Origin of the sequence: Nocardioides lacusdianchii (genome assembly GCF_020102855.1) — a bacterium.
Taxonomy (GTDB): Bacteria; Actinomycetota; Actinomycetes; order Propionibacteriales; family Nocardioidaceae; genus Nocardioides; species Nocardioides lacusdianchii.
Genome location: NZ_JADHZD010000003.1, coordinates 38,461 through 54,238, shown reverse-complemented (window position 1 = coordinate 54,238; position 15,778 = coordinate 38,461). Strand labels below are relative to the sequence as shown.

The window sequence follows — 15,778 nt, the reverse complement described above, 5'->3', positions numbered from 1 at the left end:
CCATGCGCCCCATGCTCGCCACCAAGGGAGACGTCGTCCCCACGGGCGACGAGTGGTCCCACGAGGTCAAGTGGGACGGCGTCCGCATGCTCGCCGACGTGACCTCAGGCGGGGACCGGGCGCGACTCGCCACCCGCAACGGCAACGACGCCACCATTGCCTGGCCCGACCTCGGCCCCGCCCCGATGGGTGGGCGCGACCTCCTCGTCGACGGCGAGGTGATCGGCATCAACGACGCCGGGGTGCCGGACTTCGCGGTGATCCAGGAGCGGATGCACGTCCGCTCCGCGACGACCGCGGCCCGGCTCGCGAAGAGCGTGCCGGCGACCTTCATGGTCTTCGACGTGATGCGCCTCGACGACCGCGACCTCACCGGGCTGCCCCTGGCCGAGCGCCGCGAGATCCTCGAGGGGCTCGACCTCGGCGGCTGGCAGGTGCCCCCGACGTACGACGACGGGGCGATGCTGCGCGAGGCCACGCTGGCGCAGGGACTGGAAGGGATCGTGTCCAAGCGGCTCACCTCGACCTACCAGCCCGGGGTGCGCAGCAAGGCGTGGCTGAAGTTCGCCCACCGGCACCGCTTCTCCTTCGTCGTCGGCGGCTGGCGACCGCAGGAGGGGACGAAGGACCGCCTCGCCTCCCTGCTGGTGGGGGAGCCGACCGCGGACGGGCTGCTCTACCGCGGGCGCGTCGGCAGCGGCATCGGCGGCGCCGCGAGCCGGCTGCTCGGCGAGCAGCTCGCGGGCCGGGAGGTCGGGGCCAGCCCGTTCGCCGACGACGTGCCGGCCGTGGACGCGCGCGGCACCAGGTGGGTGGAGCCGTTCCTCGTCGTCGACGTCGACTCGCTGAACAAGATGCCCGTCACCCGCCTGCGACAGCCGTCCTACCGCGGCGTCCGCACCGACATCGGACCCGAGGACGTGAGCGGGTGAGCGAGGTGCAGGTCGACGTCGAGGGCCGCACGCTGACGATCAGCAACCTCGACAAGGTGCTCTACCCGCGCACCGGCACGACGAAGAGCGAGGTGCTCAACTACTACGCCCAGGTCTCGCCGGTGCTCCTGCCGCACCTGCGGGACCGCGCGGTCACCCGCATCCGCTGGCCGCACGGTGTCGAGGGGTCGAGCTTCTTCGAGAAGAACGCCCCTCCCGGGACGCCTTCGTGGGTGCGCACCGTCGAGGTGCCGACCACCGGCTCGCGCTCGGGCAAGGGCGACGGCACCATCCGCTTCCCGATCTGCGACGACCTCGCGACGCTCACGTGGCTGGCCAACCTCGCCGCCCTCGAGCTGCACGTCCACCAGTGGCAGGTCGACGCCGACGGCACGCCGCGCCACCCCGACCGACTGGTGATCGACCTCGACCCCGGCGAGCCGGCCGGCCTCCACGAGTGCGCGCAGGTCGCGCTCATGGTCCGCGAGGCGCTGGCCGAGCGCGACCTCGTCTGCACGCCGGTCACGAGCGGCAGCAAGGGGTTGCACCTCTACGCCCACCTGCCCGGCGACCTGGACAGCGACGGCACCACGGCACTGACCAGGGAGGTGGCCGAGGGCCTGCAGAAGGAGCACCCCGACCTGGTCACGGCGACCATGACCAAGGCGAAGCGTCCCGGCAAGGTGTTCCTCGACTGGTCGCAGAACTCCGGGTCGAAGACGACGGTCTCGCCCTACTCCCTGCGCGGGCGGGAGCGGCCCACCGTGGCGACCCCGCTGACGTGGGACGAGGTGGAGGCCGGCGCCGAGGACGACCTCGCTCTCGAGCAGCTCACGCTCGAGCAGGTGCTCGCGCGGGTGGAGGAGCTGGGCGACGTCTTCGACGCCTGAGCGCCCCTCCGAACTGTCACACCCGGTTACGCCCAGCCGTGCCCGTTCAGGTTTCAAGTATTCCCTTCGTGTGACCGCTCTGAGGGTCCGGTGTGGATGTGCCCGCCACATGCTTTACCCATGTCCCGCATCCTCCTGGTCCCCGTCGCAGTCCTCCTGGCTGCCGGTGGCGTCGTGCTCGGCCCGGGCGAGCAGGCCCCGGCGCAGCCCGCCACCACGGTGGTCTCGACGACGGTCGACTCGGGCGTTCAGTCCACCAACCGCTGACCCTGCCTCTATGCTCGCTTGCATGGTGCAGGACGTGTTGGTGGTTGAGGACGAGGAAGACATCGCAGTACCCCTCATGCGCACCCTCGAGCGTGAGGGCTACGAGGTCAGCCGCGCGTCCGGAGGCGCCGAGGCGGTGTCCTTCGCCGTCAGCAACGACCCGGCGGTCGTGATCCTCGACCTGGGCCTGCCCGACATGGACGGCCTCGACGTGTGCCGTCAGATGCGCTCGGGCGGCTACGAGGGCGGGATCATCATGGTCACCGCCCGCGCCGGCGAGCTCGACCGCGTGGTCGGCCTCGACGTCGGCGCCGACGACTACCTCGCCAAGCCCTTCGGCCTCGCCGAGCTCCTGGCCCGGGTGCGCGCCCTGCTGCGCCGCAGCGGTACGCCGACCGCGACCGACGACACGACCGTGACCACGTCCTCGGGGCTCCGCATCGACGCCGCCTCGCGCCGCGTCCACCTCAACGAGCGCGAGATCGCGCTGACGGCCAAGGAGTTCGACGTCCTGGCCGTGCTCGCGTCCAACCACGACAAGGTCGTGCCGCGCGAGACGCTGATGAACCAGGTGTGGGACCAGAACTGGTACGGCTCGACCAAGACGCTCGACGTCACCATCGGTCGCCTGCGCAGCAAGCTCGAGGCGGCCGACGCCGGCGAGAAGGTCGTCGCCATCCGCGGCGTCGGCTTCCGCCTCGAGACCGGCACCTGAGCCCTCCGGCTCAGACTCCCGCGTCCACCAGCTCGCCCTCGGCGTCATTTATCACGCCGTCCGGGCCCGTCCAGCTTCATCCCTGCCCTGCGTCATACGTTCCCGCACCCATGCGTGCGAGAACGTATGACGCAGGCAACCGATGGGGGAGGGGTGGCCCGCCGGTCCTGAGGTTGTCCACAACCTTTACCGGTGACCTGTTTTCGGCCGCGTCCTGCTGGGTAGCGTCCCTGGTGCACGATCTCGGGGAAGCAGGTAGGCCATGGCAGTGGACCGTCTGGCGGTCGATCGACCGCGACAGGAGCAGCGCACGCCCGTGCGCGACGACCTCGTCGAGCGCCTCGACGCGTCGGTGCGCGAGCGGGTGCGGCGCGAGGGCGTCGACCCGCAGCGCGAGGCACTCGTCGTACGCCGCATCGCCGAGGACGTCGTCCGCGACCACGACCAGCTCAGCCTGACCGGTGCCGTCGCGCCGATCGCCGACGACGAGGCGATGGTGGGCGAGCTCCTCGCGCGGGTCTCCGGATTCGGTCCGCTCCAGCCCTTCCTCGACGACCCCGAGGTGGAGGAGGTGTGGATCAACTCCCCGGAGCGGGTCTTCATCGCGCGCCGTGGTCGCCACGAGCTGACCAACCTGCGCCTCGACGCCGCCCAGGTCGACGAGCTGGTCGAGCGGATGCTCAAGTCGAGCGGGCGACGTCTCGACATCAGCACGCCCTTCGTGGACGCGATGCTGCCCGAGGGGCACCGTCTCCACGTGGTGCTCGAGGGCATCACGCGCGGCTTCACGGCCGTCAACATTCGCAAGTTCCTCCTCCGCGCGCACCGGCTGTCCGACCTCGTGGCGCTGGGCAGCCTCACGCCGCAGGCCGCGGCGTTCCTCGAGGCGTCGGTGCGGGCGGGGATGAACATCCTCGTCGCCGGCGGCACGCAGGCCGGCAAGACCACAATGCTCAACTGCCTGGCCGCCGCGGTGCCCGGCGGCGAGCGGGTGGTCAGTGCCGAGGAGGTCTTCGAGCTCCGCTTCAACCACCCGGACTGGGTCGCGATGCAGACCCGGCAGGCGGGCCTCGAGCAGACGGGCGCGATCGTGCTGCGCGACCTGGTCAAGGAGGCGCTGCGGATGCGGCCGAGCCGGATCCTGGTCGGGGAGGTGCGTGCCGCGGAGTGCCTCGACCTGCTGCTGGCGCTCAACTCGGGACTGCCGGGCATGTGCACCCTCCACGCCAACAGTGCACGCGAGGCGCTGGTGAAGATGTGCACGCTGCCGCTGCTCGCCGGAGACAACAGCCAATAAGGGATGTATTATAGTGCCGTGGAACGGGGTGTCATCTATGGTCGCGCTTCCCGGGATCCCAAGGGCGGCGGCACCAGCGTGTCGAAACAGATCGAGCGAGGGCGCAGCTTTGCCCAGCGCGACGGCGTCGACGTCGTCGCTGAAGTTCGTGACGACAACAAGTCAGCGTCACGCGGTTCGCGCGAGCGCGACGGGTTTCTGAAGGTCCGCGGTCTGATCGATGCTGGGCGAGCCGACGTCTTAATCTTGTGGGAGGTTTCGCGGTCAAGTCGCGATCTTGAGGAATTCATGGGTCTTGTGAATGCCTGCGCTGACAACGGTCTCGAGATAGCGGTGTCCGGCACGCGGTATAACCCGACGAAGGTCGACGACTGGCTGCCCTTGGTGCTGCAAGGGGTTATGGCGGAAGCTGAGGCTCGGCGCATCAAGAAGCGAAACATCGACAGTGTCGAGACGAACGCGATGCGAGGAAGTCCGCATGGTCGAATCCCGTATGGCTTCCGGCGGTGCTACGACTCTCGCACCGGCGTCCTCGTCGGCCAGACTCCATTTGTGCGGGTAGATTCATCGGGTAGTCCTGCACGAACGCCTGAAGGCGAGTTCGTGCCAGTCCTGAGTGATGAGGTTCCGAGGACCCTCTCCCCGGAGGCAGTGGTACTGGTCGAGGCCGTCGACACCTTGCTAGATGGCGGGACTCTGCGTCAGATCTGTCGCGATCTCAACACTCGTGGGATACCGACCCCTAGGAAGGCGCGCAGGTCAACGCTGGAAGAGAATCCCATGGGCGTTGTTACAAAGTGGGAACCTTCAACCCTGCGCCAACTGCTGCTGAATCCGACGATCGCCGGTCGACGCATCCATCGCGGCGAAGACATCGGAAAGGCGTCCTGGGAGCCGATAGTTCCCCATGGCACGTGGCTGAGGTTGCGTGCTTTGCTAAAGGATCCCGCTCGGTTGAGCGTGTCTAACCCCAGGGGTCCTGCACCCCGCCACCTCCTGAGCGGGATCGCCACATGCGGCGAATGCCACGCCCGTCTCAAAGCGGCTACGAATCTGTCGAGAATGCCTCGTGCGTACGCCTGCCGCAACGAAGGGTGCATGCGGGTTACGGTGAGCGCTGATCGCGTCGACGAGTGTGTTGAGGCAGTCCTTCTCGCCTTATTTGCCCGCCCCGACTTCATCGCCTCTGTTGCTGCAGCGCACGATCGCCGTGAGAAGAAGCGGCGAGACGAGCCCGACCTCGCGTCCTTGATCGACGAGCGGGAACGCGAGCTCGACGAAGTCGAAGGGATGCGAGCAGAGGGCGCGTTGACCTTGCGTGCCTACGCAGCGGAGACGAGGCGTATTGAGGCGTCGATCGAGGAGCTTCGCGAAAGTCAGACGGCCTCGGTGAGCTCGCCAGCGGTCCGGCGTATGCTGACTGCGCTCACGCTCGAAGAAGGGTGGACCCGCGCCGACCTTCACGATCGTCGAGAGGTCGTCCGGACGCTGCTGGATGTGACTATCAAGCGAGCAGAAGTTCGTGGTCGGAAGTTCGATCCTGACCGGGTCGTCATCGTCCCGAGCCGCGTCCTGGCTTTCGACTCGCTTCAGCCAAGCCGCGCGTAGTTCCTGCGCGACCGGGACGGATCAAGCGGCCTCGATGGCACGATCGCTCTTCATGCCGTCCAATTGCTGACAGTCATCCTCGAGGTTCAGACGGGCCACGAGGTGGTCAGCCACGGTGGGTCCAACTGGTGGGAAACTCGCCGCTACCCGCTCCGCCCACCCTCGTATTGTCTCGGCCGCCGCGCCACGGACAGCCGCCGCTTCGAGCGTGTCGACCCTTCTATTGCGCATGAGAGGAAAAGCAACGGCTGGCACAAGAAATCGGACAACTCGCAGCGATTCAGCACGCGCGGTACTTCTCGCGGATGGAGCCGAGGCGTCCTCGGTGTTGGCGGTGACTAAGCGTGACGAACAGGCAGCTTGATGGAGCGTATTGGTCCGCAACGCACGTAAGTCAAGCGATTCGACGCGGTGGTTTACAGCGACTGTTCCCCACATCTCCTTGGACTCAAACAGGAGCGGCATCAAACCCGTGGTGGTCATCGTGGCGGCGCCATGACACCGAGACGCATGCGTGATGGTGGGGAAGGGGTGCCCGTCTGATGTTCAGAACGACGGCGTCCTGTCGGGGGCCCATCGGGTGGCCGGAAAGGGTGTGGGAGGCCGTGATGATGACGGCGGCGTCAGGTTGAGCGTCTGCTGCAAGGCGGCTCGTTGAAGCGGGTTGCTGAACCGCGAAACGCGCTGCTTCGGGGCAGGCATGTTGGTCAGGTCGGTTAGCGTCCTCTCCAGTCGCGAGCGCCGGCCGACGCGGACGGGGCCGTCATGGTGGCGTGGGTGGGCGTCGATCAGGTTGCTGGCGCCGCGCAGAAGTTCGCGACGCAGTGCCTTGCCGAGGTTGTGTGTCACGTCGTGGGTGGCCCTGGCCAGCTCGACCATTTGCGTGGGTTGGAGCCGGATGCCGCCGCCGCGGTGCTCCATGCGACCGACCGCACTCGTGAGCTCGCTCTGCTGCCAAAAACGGCGCATGTTGGGCTCCTGGCCCGCCTGGACGTCAGCGAGGTGGCTGATCTGGGGTTGCAGCGCCGCCAGTACCTCGGCGCGCTCGTTGAAGAACGCTGCGAAGACTTCGGTCTTCGGGGAGTGGCCGGCAGCCCTCTCGAACGCTCGGCACAAGAAGAGCTGGCTGGCGGTGATCTGACGTGCTGAGTCGGCGGTGATCTCCGGTTCGTCGACGTAGAACGCGTCGTTTGCTCGCAGTGGACGCAGGAACTGGGCGAGCCGCTGCTGGGCGGCCGCGAGGTCCGCGGGAGTCGACACCATTGAAACCGGCTCGACCACCGTGGATGACGTCGACTGCTGGAATCGCGGGGTGGCCTCCTCAGGGCTCGCACTCGTGGCATGCCACGTGGCCACCCGAGCGGTCTGGGCGAGAACCATCCGCTTCTCATCCAGACCCATCGCGTAGTCCGGCCGCTGATGCTCAGCGAGCAGGCCCACCTCTTCGAGCCGGGAGTCGAGCACCAGGACCGCTTCGAGGGCGACGGCGACGTCGCGCATCACCCACCAGCCCGCCCCCGGGTCGGTGCGCCACGGTTGCTCCTCGGCAGCCGAAAGGGCGTGGGAAGCCGACAGCAGCTCGACTGCCGCAGCACGCCACGACTCGACGGTCTGGTCATCGGAGGCTGGCGTGAGGTAGTCCGCGTGTCCCCGACGTTCGTCGAGCGGGAGGCTGGGAAGGGCGAAGGCGATGTTGTCCACCAGGGTCGCGAGCTTCGCGTCCAGTCCCGTCAGCGCAGGCTTGGGGGTCTGGACCGGTAGATGGTCCGCCGGTGGGTACGAGTTGTCCTGTCCGATGTCGTAGAGCCGCTGCCGCAGCGCGTCGACGACCGCTTCACGGCAGTGCAACAACTGGTCCACCGCGTGCTCGTCGGCCGGGATCGTGTCGTCGAGGATCAAAAAGTTGAGTGCGTGGGCTGCCTTCTCGGCGTGCCCGCTGTAGGTAGAGACGGTCATCGGGGACCACCGACCAGGACGGGATGAAGGCGAGTGATGTTCATGGGCGGAGAAGCAACCGGCGCAGGGCCGGATCGGACACGTCACACCATGCGCGTTGGAGGCGTGGCAGAGCCCCGCGGGGTGGTGGGCTTTGAGGTGATCCTCGGTGCCTACTCGCCGCTGTCGATGGCGGCGATGTCACCAGTATCGCTGTCGGGGTAGAGGAGCGCCATGGATGCTTCGGACAGGTAGCGGCGGTCGCCGGCTTGCCACTCGTCGTGCATGTCGGTCAGAACCGCGCCGACGAGTCGGATCACGGCGGCGGGGTTGGGGAAGATTCCGACCACCCGGGCGCGGCGCTTGATCTCCTTGTTGACCCGCTCGAGGGGGTTGGTGGACCAGATCTTCTGCCAGTGCGCTCGCGGGAACGCGGTGAAGGCGGTGACCTCGGTCTTGGCCTCGTCCATCAGCGGCCCGATCTTGGGAAACGACTTGGCGAGCTGGTCTCGGACCTCGTCCCACGCGTTGCTGACCGCCTCAGCGTCGGGCTGGGCGAAGACGGTGCGGAACACCGCGGCGACCATGTCGCCGTGCGACTTGGGAACGTGGGCGAGCAGGTTGCGGGCGAAGTGGACCCGGCACCGCTGGTGGCCGGCGCCCTGGAAGGACCGCTTCAGGGCCTTGACGAGGCCGGCGTGCTGGTCGCTGATCACCAGCCGCACCCCGTGCAGGCCACGCTGTTTGAGCGCGATCAGGAAGCCGCGCCAGAACGTCTCGTCCTCGCTGTCACCCACGTCGAGTCCGAGCACTTCCCGGGACCCGTCGGCGGCGATCCCGGTGGCGATCACGACCGCCATCGACACCACCTGGGAGGTGGCGTTGCGGACGTGGAGGTAGGTGGCGTCGAGGTAGACGTAGGGGAACTCGGTGTGCTCCAGCGACCGGGTGCGGAATGCTTCGACCTGCTCGTCGAGCCCCGCGCAGATCCGCGACACTTCTGACTTGCTGATGCCGGCGTCCACGCCCATCGCCTCGACCAGGTCGTCCACGCTGCGAGTGGAAACGCCGTGGACGTAGGCCTCCATCACCACCGCGTACAGCGCCTGGTCGATCCGTCGGCGCGGCTCGAGGATGACGGGGAAGAACGAGCCCTTGCGGAGTTTCGGGATCCGCAGCTCGACGTCACCGGCCTTGGTCGACAGCACCCTTGGTCGGTGACCGTTGCGCTCGGTCACGCGGGTGTCCGCGCGCTCGTACGGTGCGGCGCCGATCCTCTCGGTCGCCTCGGCTTCGATCAGCTCCTGCAACGCCACTCGGACCGATTCCCGGATCAGATCCACGCCGTCACCGGCACGGAAAGCCTCGAGCAGCTCGGACAGGGCAGACTGGGGTAGGGCCATCGGTGAACTCCTCTTCGATGTGTGCTTGGCCGTTCACACCGAAGATCTCGCCGATGGCCCCCTCACGTACGGAGCCCCGCCGTCCTACCCCAAACCCCACCACTCCACGGGACGCTTACTGGAGGCGTTGCGGTGCAGGCCTCGGTACTGGTCGAATTTGGCTAGCTGCCTGCCGTGGGCTACTCAGTGCGTTCGATGCGGTCGCGAAGAGCACGTAGTTGGTCCCAGACGATGCTGGATCAGCGCTTTGATCGAACGCCTGGCCAAAAATTAGCCAACTCCAGTTCGCGGACTCGACCAGTCAGGTCCTCCAGGGCTGCCGCGACGTCGTCGCCGGTCGTGGTTTCGGATGGGTCACACCGACCCCTTCTTGATGGAAGGTGGACGAGAGGCCGGCGTTGGGGGGTGGTGGGTCGCGCCTTCGGCTGCGAGGGGGCTAGTGGTGGTGGTGCGACCATCTGGTCCGTCACTGACGGCGGCCGCGCCGCGTCGCAGCAGTCTGAGAGCTGACTCCGTCCGAAGGCTGTGCTGGAGGCCTTGCGACTGCGCCAGGAGTGCGGTGAAGCACTGGTCGAGCTCTGCTAGCCCGGAACCGAGGTAGTCGATGTGCGCCGCGTCGTATCGGATCGGTCGACGCTGCCCGAAGTCAGTCAATTCGGCACGGGCCATGCCGAGGAAAGGCAGCACCGTGGTGTGTCCGGCCAGTCCGGTCGCGGCCTCGAGTGCCGCGAGCAGGGAGACCGCGTAGACGAACTCTGGGGTCTCGTCGTACACGCTGTCGGTGCTCACCGTGGACGCAGCAGACATCAGATGTGGTCCTTTCGTACGTCGCGGCGTGGGGCGCCCCGGGCCGCCCAGTGAAACAGCCGCGGTGTCGGGGGTACCGCCAGACGGTGGAGAACCCTCTCGGTGGGCAGGCGGTGGAGAAGAACTGGACATCGACGCAGGCTCACAGAGACCGCCGGGATGGACGCCGGACGCCGGGTGTCGTCCGGTTTCTGCCCCAGGCACCGGGGGAGGTGCCGCAAGACACGTGGGGCGGGTAACGCGATCGCGGGCTGTTCCGACTGCCGTGCGGAGCCGCAGGGGTCTGTCGAGACGGATGGTCGAGAAACGGTTAGCCGTAAAAGGTTCCGTCCCACGACGTGACTGCTACTCGTCCTGAGCGACGTCATGCGAGCTGCGACCGGTGACGTAATCGATCCACATCTTTCCGACTTCCTTGGCGCGCTCAGGATTGGTGCTCCAAAGTACGGCTCGGCCGCGCCCGCCGGGGCGGCGCCCGTCGGGGGAGACGTCTGCAATGACGAGACCGAGGTCCTCGAGGATCGCGAGGTGCTTGCGGACCTGGCTCACGACTGTGCCTGTCGCATCGGCGAGCTCTCGGACGCCGAGGGGGCGCTCGGCTAGTTGTCTGAGGATCTCGGTGCGGACGCTGTGCCCGATCGCGTCAATGATGACCTTCACCTCCGTCGGCATGTCGCGGGGTGCGGGCAACGACGGCATGGTGCGCATTGTGCCCGACACTCCACTTTCAAAAGGGTCGTGTCACACGTCCGTTTGTGTCATGATGGGGCTACCCCAAACTCCGGCGCGGCACGGGAACGACCCAACGGGTCACGCCGAAGGCTGATTCGGGTTTTCGGGCTGACAACAACGGACGCGGATGCCGCCGTTCGGGCGGAGAAAGAAGGGACGTTTTGGGGATGCGTCAGCAGCTGCCACCGAGGGCACAGACGCCTTCGGTCACCGCGGCCGCGCGGAACGAAGCCGACGCCCGTGGGACTCATGCGAATCGCGACGGCAACCGTCGCAATTGACGATGCGGAAGCACCGTGCGGCGCAACGCGGGGACACGCGTTCTGACGTGATTTCACCCCGGGTGTCCGATCTGCCCGACTACCGGTTGCCTTCCTTGATTAGAGAGCACCCCGGACGGGAAGGACCCCATGTTGAAGCTGAGGATCGCGATTCGTCTGCAAAACCGTGGCGAATCGCTTGGCTTTACGCTTTTCAGAACTGTCGCCTACTCGGGAAGGCAAAGCCCATGCTTGCCCACACCCCTCGCCGCTACGCGCTCACTGTGACCCTGCTCAGCGTGCTGGCCATCTTCACAGCAGCATGCGCAGGCAACGACCCTGAGACCGCTCCCACTGACGGGCCCACCAGCAGCGCGACCGACAGCACCTCAGAACCCACCACTGAGCCGGCCCCCACGTTGGACCCCGGCTCTTGGGAGTCCAAGTTCAGCCCGGCCCAGCTCGATGCCTACGAGACTGCCCTCCAACGCTGGGAGTCCTACGAGTCCCGCTCCGAACCGATCTGGGCCAAGGGCAAGGCAACTCCGGCAGCCGAGAAGCTCTTCAAGGAGTACTTCCCCCATCCAGCATGGATGGACTACTGGGAGCGGCTCCAGGGCTACCAGCAGATCAACGTCAAGGTATCTGGGACACCGACGGTCTATTGGTCCAAGGCGAAATCGGTCACTGAGAGCGGCACTGGCGTGCAGATCCAGCAGTGCGTGGATTACACGTCGGTCCAGAGGACTCAAGACGGGGAGGAGATCGCCCGACCCACCCCGGAGCCTCAGTTGCGGACCATCTTCCTCAGCCAACCCGAGGGCTACGACTGGCTCATCTATGGGGTCAAGGAACTAGTGGACGGGAAGCCCAAGCCATGCACGTAGTAGGCCGCGTGATCGTCGGTGCGCTGATAGCCGCGATGCTGGCTCTCGTGCCCGTTCCCGCACATGCTGGGGAGTACCCAAACTGTGAAGAGGGCGAGACGCCGTCGCCATTTCCTGAGGGCGGTGGCGTCTGCATTCCGGCCATCGACCCCGGCCAGGATCCCGACCCTGGCAACGAAGATCCGGATGACGGCAACACAAACCCGGGAACGACTGCGTGCCACGACGCGAGTGGGGCTGAGATTCCGTGCACGAATGCTGATGGGGGCGTGTGGAACGCAGGCCACCAGTGCTACGCCTACCCACTTGTTCCGCAGCCACCGGCGGACAGTGCGTACTGGGAGGGCCACGACCCGAGTGAGGGCAACGTGTGGACCTGTGATCGCAGCGTAGCGATCCCCGGGAACACGTGGTTTGTTCCTGGCGGTGAGACTCCTCCAGATCCAGGCCAGATGGCGGAGACGGTCGTCGAGTCCATGCCGTTGGTGAAGCCGACGGTGAACATGGCTCCTCAGCCCCCGCTGATGACGTATGTCGGGCTGCCGACCTGGTTGTGGATGGGCGAGAACCAGTGGAGCAACGTCACCGGTAGCGCCACCATCGGCAACACCACGGTGACTGTGGTGGCCGAGCCGATCCGAGTCACCTGGGATCTGGGCGACGGCATGGAGACGTGCACCACGGCTGGCCGCAAGTGGCAGAAGGGCATGAGCTCGGACGAGCAGACGGACTGCTCCTACGCCTTCCAGCACGTATCGGACTTCGAGCCTGACGGTGTGTTCAAGGTGACGGCGGTCATCTCCTACGCCGTCAACTGGACCTGCTCTGGCGCTTGTCTCTCAACCGCAGGAACGCTCGGCGAGGTGCCTGGCTTCACCAGCGACGCGACCACCATCCAAGTCGGCGAGCGCCAATCCGTCGTCATCCGATGAAGGGCAGAACTGTGAGCGACACGATGACCAAACAGGACCGCAAGGCAGCCCGGGGCATGCATGCTCCCGCGCCAGGACTCCTGGCCGCCGGCGAGCGACGCGCCACTCAGGGCGGTCAACGCCACCGGTCCTGGGGCCTGGTGACGGTTGCGGCGTTGAGCGTGCTGGGAACCGGACTCGCGGTCGCGGCCTGGGGACTGCACGCAGGGCAGAAGGAGTCGGTGCTCGCGCTCGGCGAGCCGGTCTCCAAGGGTCAGGTGATCGCTCGTGACGACTTGGTCACCACGTCGGTGTCGGGTGTCTCCGGGGCGATCCCTGTCAGCGAGATCAACACCGTGGTGAACCAGACCGCGGCCGTCGACCTGGTCGACGGGCAGATTCTGACCTCCCAGATGTTCGCAGCCTCCGCGGTGCCGGCCTCCGGAGAGGCCACCGTCGGGCTGGCACTCGACCCGGCACGGGTCCCTGGGGCGGGTTTAGATCCTGGCGACGTGGTCGACGTGATCGCCGTCCCCGGAGGCGACACCGCCCAGAAGGACCCCGCGGCTCTGGACACACCGGAGGTGCTGGCCGCTGATGCGAGCGTCTACAGCGTCGAGGGTGCTGCCACGGCCGGGGGTCAGGTGTTGGTGACTCTGGTCGTCGACGCGGCCGACGCCGCCCGGATCTCCGCCTACTCCACCCAGAACCGTGTCGCGGTCGTGGAGACCGCACCGGCCGGCGCAGAGACGACGGGGGAGTGAGCTCGTGCTCATATCAATCGCCTCAGTGAAGGGCTCCCCAGGCGTCACTTCGACAGCGTTGGCGCTGGCAGCCATGTGGCCGCGCCCGGCCGTGTTGCTCGAGGCAGATCCGTCCGGTGGAGACCTGGCATACAGGTGCAAGGCAGCTCACGGCGGCCCTGTGGCTGCAAACAAGGGACTGCTGCAACTCGCCGCCGCGGTACGGGGCGGACTTCCCGGTGCGGGGGTGGTGGTCGACGAGGCGCAGCTGCTCGCCTGCGGGGTGAGCCTCGTCCAGGGCGTGACCCGGGCCGGACAGGCCAGAGCTTTCTCCGCACTGTGGCCCACGATCGCCACCGCCTGCGTGGACGCCGAGGTCGACGTCATCGCAGACCTCGGCCGACTGGACCGGGCCAGCGCCGTGATGCCACTGGCCGAGCACTCCACCCACCTGCTTACCGTCGCCGCGGCAACGCTGGAGTCGGTGATGCACCTACGGGAGGACGTCCAAGACTTGATGGGGGCTTTGGCGCAGGTCGCAGCAATCCCCGTCTGCCCGGTGCTGGTGGGACCAGATGCCCGCGCCAGTCGCGACCGTGCGGACCTCGACCAGGTGCTCGACGATGCGGGGATGGCCGTTTGGCCTACGGCTTCCGTGCCCTTCGATCCCAAGGCGCTCGCCCGGCTTGAGCAGGGAGAGTCTCCCTCCGGTCGGCTGGGACGCACACTGCTGCTGCGCGGAGCGAAAGCACTCGCGGCGTCTCTCGGCATGGTTGAGGTGGTGCCGGCATGAACGCCGAGCCGACTCCTGCAGTGCTCAGCGACGACGAGCAGGTCGGCGCTCTCATTCGCGCTCACCAGACGCAGCAGCGGCGGTTGACCATGTGGATGGGGGTGTTCGTCGCTGCGCTCTGTGGGGTTGCCGCGATCGTCCTGCATGCGTCGCCCGCCAGTGTGGCAACCGCACTGGGCTTCGGCCTGTTCGTTGTCACCGCGATGCTCGCCAGCGCAGCTCGGGCGCATGGGCATGACCTCAAGCGGGAGCCTTCGATTCCGGTGTACCGACGAGACCAGTGGGTGAAACGCGATGGTTGATCCAGATCTGCTTCGCACCGTTCACCGCGAGGTCGGGGACCGGTTGCACCGCGAGCAGCAGAGGCGGCTTCGCAGCGGCCAGGGCGAGCTGGCCGGCGCCAATGAGCAGCAGTACACGCGCCGGCTGATCGCTGACGTCATCCGCGAGCACGCCGAGAAGCTCCTGGCGGTGGGGCAGTCTCCGCTGAACCCCGAGATCGAGCAGGAGCTCGCCGAAGGTGTGCATGCACGCATGTTCGGTGCCGGGCGCCTCCAGTCGCTGCTGAACGACGAGTCGATCGAGGAGATCGCGATCAACGGCTACGACAACGTCTGGGTGTCCCGGGCCGAGTCGAAGACGCCGTGGGAGCTTGCTGAGTCGGTCGCGAGCAGCGACGAGGAACTGATCGAAGTGATCCAGGGGTTGGCTGCGTACGCCGGCCTGAACTCGCGGCCCTGGGACGCCGCCAACCCGGAGCTGGACCTCACCCTGCCGGATGGATCGCGTCTGTCGGGGGTCATGGGCGTCGCCCCGTGGCCGTCGGTGTCGATCCGTCGACACCGCTGGGAGAAGGCCGAGCTGGCAGACCTGGTCGGCAACGACACGATCACCGATGAGGCCGCCGACTTCCTGCGCGCGATCGTCCAGGCCCGGTTCAACATCATGATCGCCGGCGGCACCAAGAGTGGGAAAACCACCCTGCTCAGGGCTCTGGCGGCCGAGATCGGGCCCGAGGAACGCATCGTCACCGTGGAGAACGCGCTCGAGCTTGGGCTGCACAAATTTGAGGACCGGCACCCCAACTGTGTGCCGATGGAGGTGCGGCTGGCCAACTCCGAGGGCCAGGGCTACATCGGCATGGACCGCCTGGTGAGGCGCACCCTGCGCATGGCGCCCGATCGGGTCATCGTCGGTGAGGTCCTCGGCCCCGAGATCGTCCAGATGCTCAACGCAATGGGACAGGGCAACGACGGGTCGATGTCGACGATCCACGCACGCAGCTCACGCGAGGTGTTCGAACGGATCGCCACCTACGCCATTCAGTCCCAAGAGCGGCTCCCGCACGAGGCATCGTTCCGGCTCATCGCCGGCGGCCTGGACTATGTGGTGTTCATCAGCCGCCACCCCAAGACCGGCAAGCGGCGCCTGGACTCCATCCTCGAGGTCAACGGCTACGAAGACTCGGTGCTGGCCTCGGAGATCTTCTCCGCGGGCCCGCACGGGTCGGCGACCTGGACCGGCACCACTCCGCAACGACTGGACTACCTGGCTGCCGCCGGGTGGCAGCAGCCGAGCACCGGAGGGTGGTGAGCGGT

The 15,778-nt window shown here is 67.2% G+C and carries 16 protein-coding genes; 12 read left to right on the top strand and 4 right to left on the bottom strand.

What is annotated here, in order from left to right:
- Positions 1 to 2: 2 nt before the first annotated feature.
- The 6 genes from IRX98_RS04835 to IRX98_RS04810 all read left to right on the top strand — a co-directional run bounded on the left by IRX98_RS04835 (position 3) and on the right by IRX98_RS04810 (position 5,709).
- Positions 3 to 932: an ATP-dependent DNA ligase gene (locus tag IRX98_RS04835; protein WP_224274319.1), complete on the top strand. Its 930-nt coding sequence runs from the start codon at positions 3 to 5 to the stop codon at positions 930 to 932.
- A complete protein-coding gene (gene ligD, locus IRX98_RS04830) occupies positions 929 to 1,822 on the top strand; it encodes a non-homologous end-joining DNA ligase (RefSeq protein WP_224274317.1) in 894 nt (297 codons plus the stop codon). Before IRX98_RS04835 ends, ligD begins: the two co-directional genes overlap by 4 nt.
- Before the next feature lie 120 nt (positions 1,823 to 1,942).
- Complete coding sequence (locus IRX98_RS04825) at positions 1,943 to 2,089, top strand: hypothetical protein (protein ID WP_207082403.1); 147 nt, start codon at positions 1,943 to 1,945, stop codon at positions 2,087 to 2,089.
- 22 nt (positions 2,090 to 2,111) lie between these two features.
- On the top strand, positions 2,112 to 2,804 hold the full coding sequence (locus IRX98_RS04820; RefSeq protein ID WP_224274316.1) for a response regulator transcription factor: 693 nt from the start codon (positions 2,112 to 2,114) through the stop codon (positions 2,802 to 2,804).
- A 262-nt stretch (positions 2,805 to 3,066) separates the two neighbouring features.
- A complete protein-coding gene (locus IRX98_RS04815; protein WP_224274315.1) occupies positions 3,067 to 4,101 on the top strand; it encodes a TadA family conjugal transfer-associated ATPase in 1,035 nt (344 codons plus the stop codon).
- A gap of 18 nt (positions 4,102 to 4,119) precedes the next feature.
- Positions 4,120 to 5,709: a recombinase family protein gene (locus tag IRX98_RS04810; RefSeq protein WP_224274314.1), complete on the top strand. Its 1,590-nt coding sequence runs from the start codon at positions 4,120 to 4,122 to the stop codon at positions 5,707 to 5,709.
- Between the two features lie 546 nt (positions 5,710 to 6,255).
- On the opposite strand, the gene IRX98_RS04805 is transcribed toward IRX98_RS04810, so the two are convergent.
- The 4 genes from IRX98_RS04805 to IRX98_RS04790 form a co-directional block, all read right to left on the bottom strand.
- Entirely contained in the window at positions 6,256 to 7,665 is a 1,410-nt protein-coding gene (locus tag IRX98_RS04805) for a hypothetical protein (protein ID WP_224274313.1), read from the bottom strand.
- Positions 7,666 to 7,817: 152 nt separating this feature from the next.
- Entirely contained in the window at positions 7,818 to 9,047 is a 1,230-nt protein-coding gene (locus tag IRX98_RS04800; RefSeq protein ID WP_224274312.1) for an IS256 family transposase, read from the bottom strand.
- 354 nt (positions 9,048 to 9,401) lie between these two features.
- The gene (locus IRX98_RS04795) at positions 9,402 to 9,821 is read right to left on the bottom strand and encodes a hypothetical protein (RefSeq protein WP_224274310.1); all 420 of its coding nucleotides are present in this window, start codon (positions 9,819 to 9,821) and stop codon (positions 9,402 to 9,404) included.
- A 378-nt stretch (positions 9,822 to 10,199) separates the two neighbouring features.
- Positions 10,200 to 10,553, bottom strand: a complete 354-nt coding sequence (locus IRX98_RS04790; protein WP_224274308.1) for a winged helix-turn-helix domain-containing protein — start codon at positions 10,551 to 10,553, stop codon at positions 10,200 to 10,202.
- 541 nt (positions 10,554 to 11,094) lie between these two features.
- Between IRX98_RS04790 and IRX98_RS04785 the strand changes: the two genes are divergently transcribed.
- The 6 genes from IRX98_RS04785 (at position 11,095) to IRX98_RS04760 (ending at position 15,773) form a co-directional block, all read left to right on the top strand.
- Entirely contained in the window at positions 11,095 to 11,733 is a 639-nt protein-coding gene (locus IRX98_RS04785; RefSeq protein WP_224274306.1) for a hypothetical protein, read from the top strand.
- A gap of 452 nt (positions 11,734 to 12,185) precedes the next feature.
- Positions 12,186 to 12,665, top strand: coding sequence for a hypothetical protein (locus tag IRX98_RS04780; RefSeq protein ID WP_224274304.1), 480 nt, complete (start codon positions 12,186 to 12,188; stop codon positions 12,663 to 12,665).
- 11 nt (positions 12,666 to 12,676) lie between these two features.
- Positions 12,677 to 13,408, top strand: coding sequence for an SAF domain-containing protein (locus tag IRX98_RS04775; protein ID WP_224274301.1), 732 nt, complete (start codon positions 12,677 to 12,679; stop codon positions 13,406 to 13,408).
- 160 nt (positions 13,409 to 13,568) lie between these two features.
- A complete protein-coding gene (locus IRX98_RS04770; protein WP_224274299.1) occupies positions 13,569 to 14,180 on the top strand; it encodes a hypothetical protein in 612 nt (203 codons plus the stop codon).
- Positions 14,177 to 14,482, top strand: coding sequence for a hypothetical protein (locus IRX98_RS04765; RefSeq protein ID WP_224274297.1), 306 nt, complete (start codon positions 14,177 to 14,179; stop codon positions 14,480 to 14,482). The genes IRX98_RS04770 and IRX98_RS04765 overlap by 4 nt, the downstream gene beginning before the upstream one ends.
- The gene (locus tag IRX98_RS04760) at positions 14,475 to 15,773 is read left to right on the top strand and encodes a TadA family conjugal transfer-associated ATPase (protein ID WP_224274294.1); all 1,299 of its coding nucleotides are present in this window, start codon (positions 14,475 to 14,477) and stop codon (positions 15,771 to 15,773) included. Before IRX98_RS04765 ends, IRX98_RS04760 begins: the two co-directional genes overlap by 8 nt.
- Positions 15,774 to 15,778: the final 5 nt, after the last annotated feature.

Excerpts from the sequence above, each read along its gene's own strand:
- IRX98_RS04835 (WP_224274319.1), top strand. The coding sequence starts at position 3 with ATGCGCCCCATGCTCGCCACCAAGGGAGACGTCGTCCCCACGGGCGAC.
- IRX98_RS04825 (WP_207082403.1), top strand. The coding sequence starts at position 1,943 with ATGTCCCGCATCCTCCTGGTCCCCGTCGCAGTCCTCCTGGCTGCCGGT.
- IRX98_RS04820 (WP_224274316.1), top strand. The coding sequence starts at position 2,112 with ATGGTGCAGGACGTGTTGGTGGTTGAGGACGAGGAAGACATCGCAGTA.
- IRX98_RS04815 (WP_224274315.1), top strand. The coding sequence starts at position 3,067 with ATGGCAGTGGACCGTCTGGCGGTCGATCGACCGCGACAGGAGCAGCGC.
- IRX98_RS04805 (WP_224274313.1), bottom strand. The coding sequence starts at position 7,665 with ATGACCGTCTCTACCTACAGCGGGCACGCCGAGAAGGCAGCCCACGCA.
- IRX98_RS04800 (WP_224274312.1), bottom strand. The coding sequence starts at position 9,047 with ATGGCCCTACCCCAGTCTGCCCTGTCCGAGCTGCTCGAGGCTTTCCGT.
- IRX98_RS04790 (WP_224274308.1), bottom strand. The coding sequence starts at position 10,553 with ATGCCGTCGTTGCCCGCACCCCGCGACATGCCGACGGAGGTGAAGGTC.
- IRX98_RS04785 (WP_224274306.1), top strand. The coding sequence starts at position 11,095 with ATGCTTGCCCACACCCCTCGCCGCTACGCGCTCACTGTGACCCTGCTC.
- IRX98_RS04780 (WP_224274304.1), top strand. The coding sequence starts at position 12,186 with ATGGCGGAGACGGTCGTCGAGTCCATGCCGTTGGTGAAGCCGACGGTG.
- IRX98_RS04765 (WP_224274297.1), top strand. The coding sequence starts at position 14,177 with ATGAACGCCGAGCCGACTCCTGCAGTGCTCAGCGACGACGAGCAGGTC.
- IRX98_RS04760 (WP_224274294.1), top strand. The coding sequence starts at position 14,475 with ATGGTTGATCCAGATCTGCTTCGCACCGTTCACCGCGAGGTCGGGGAC.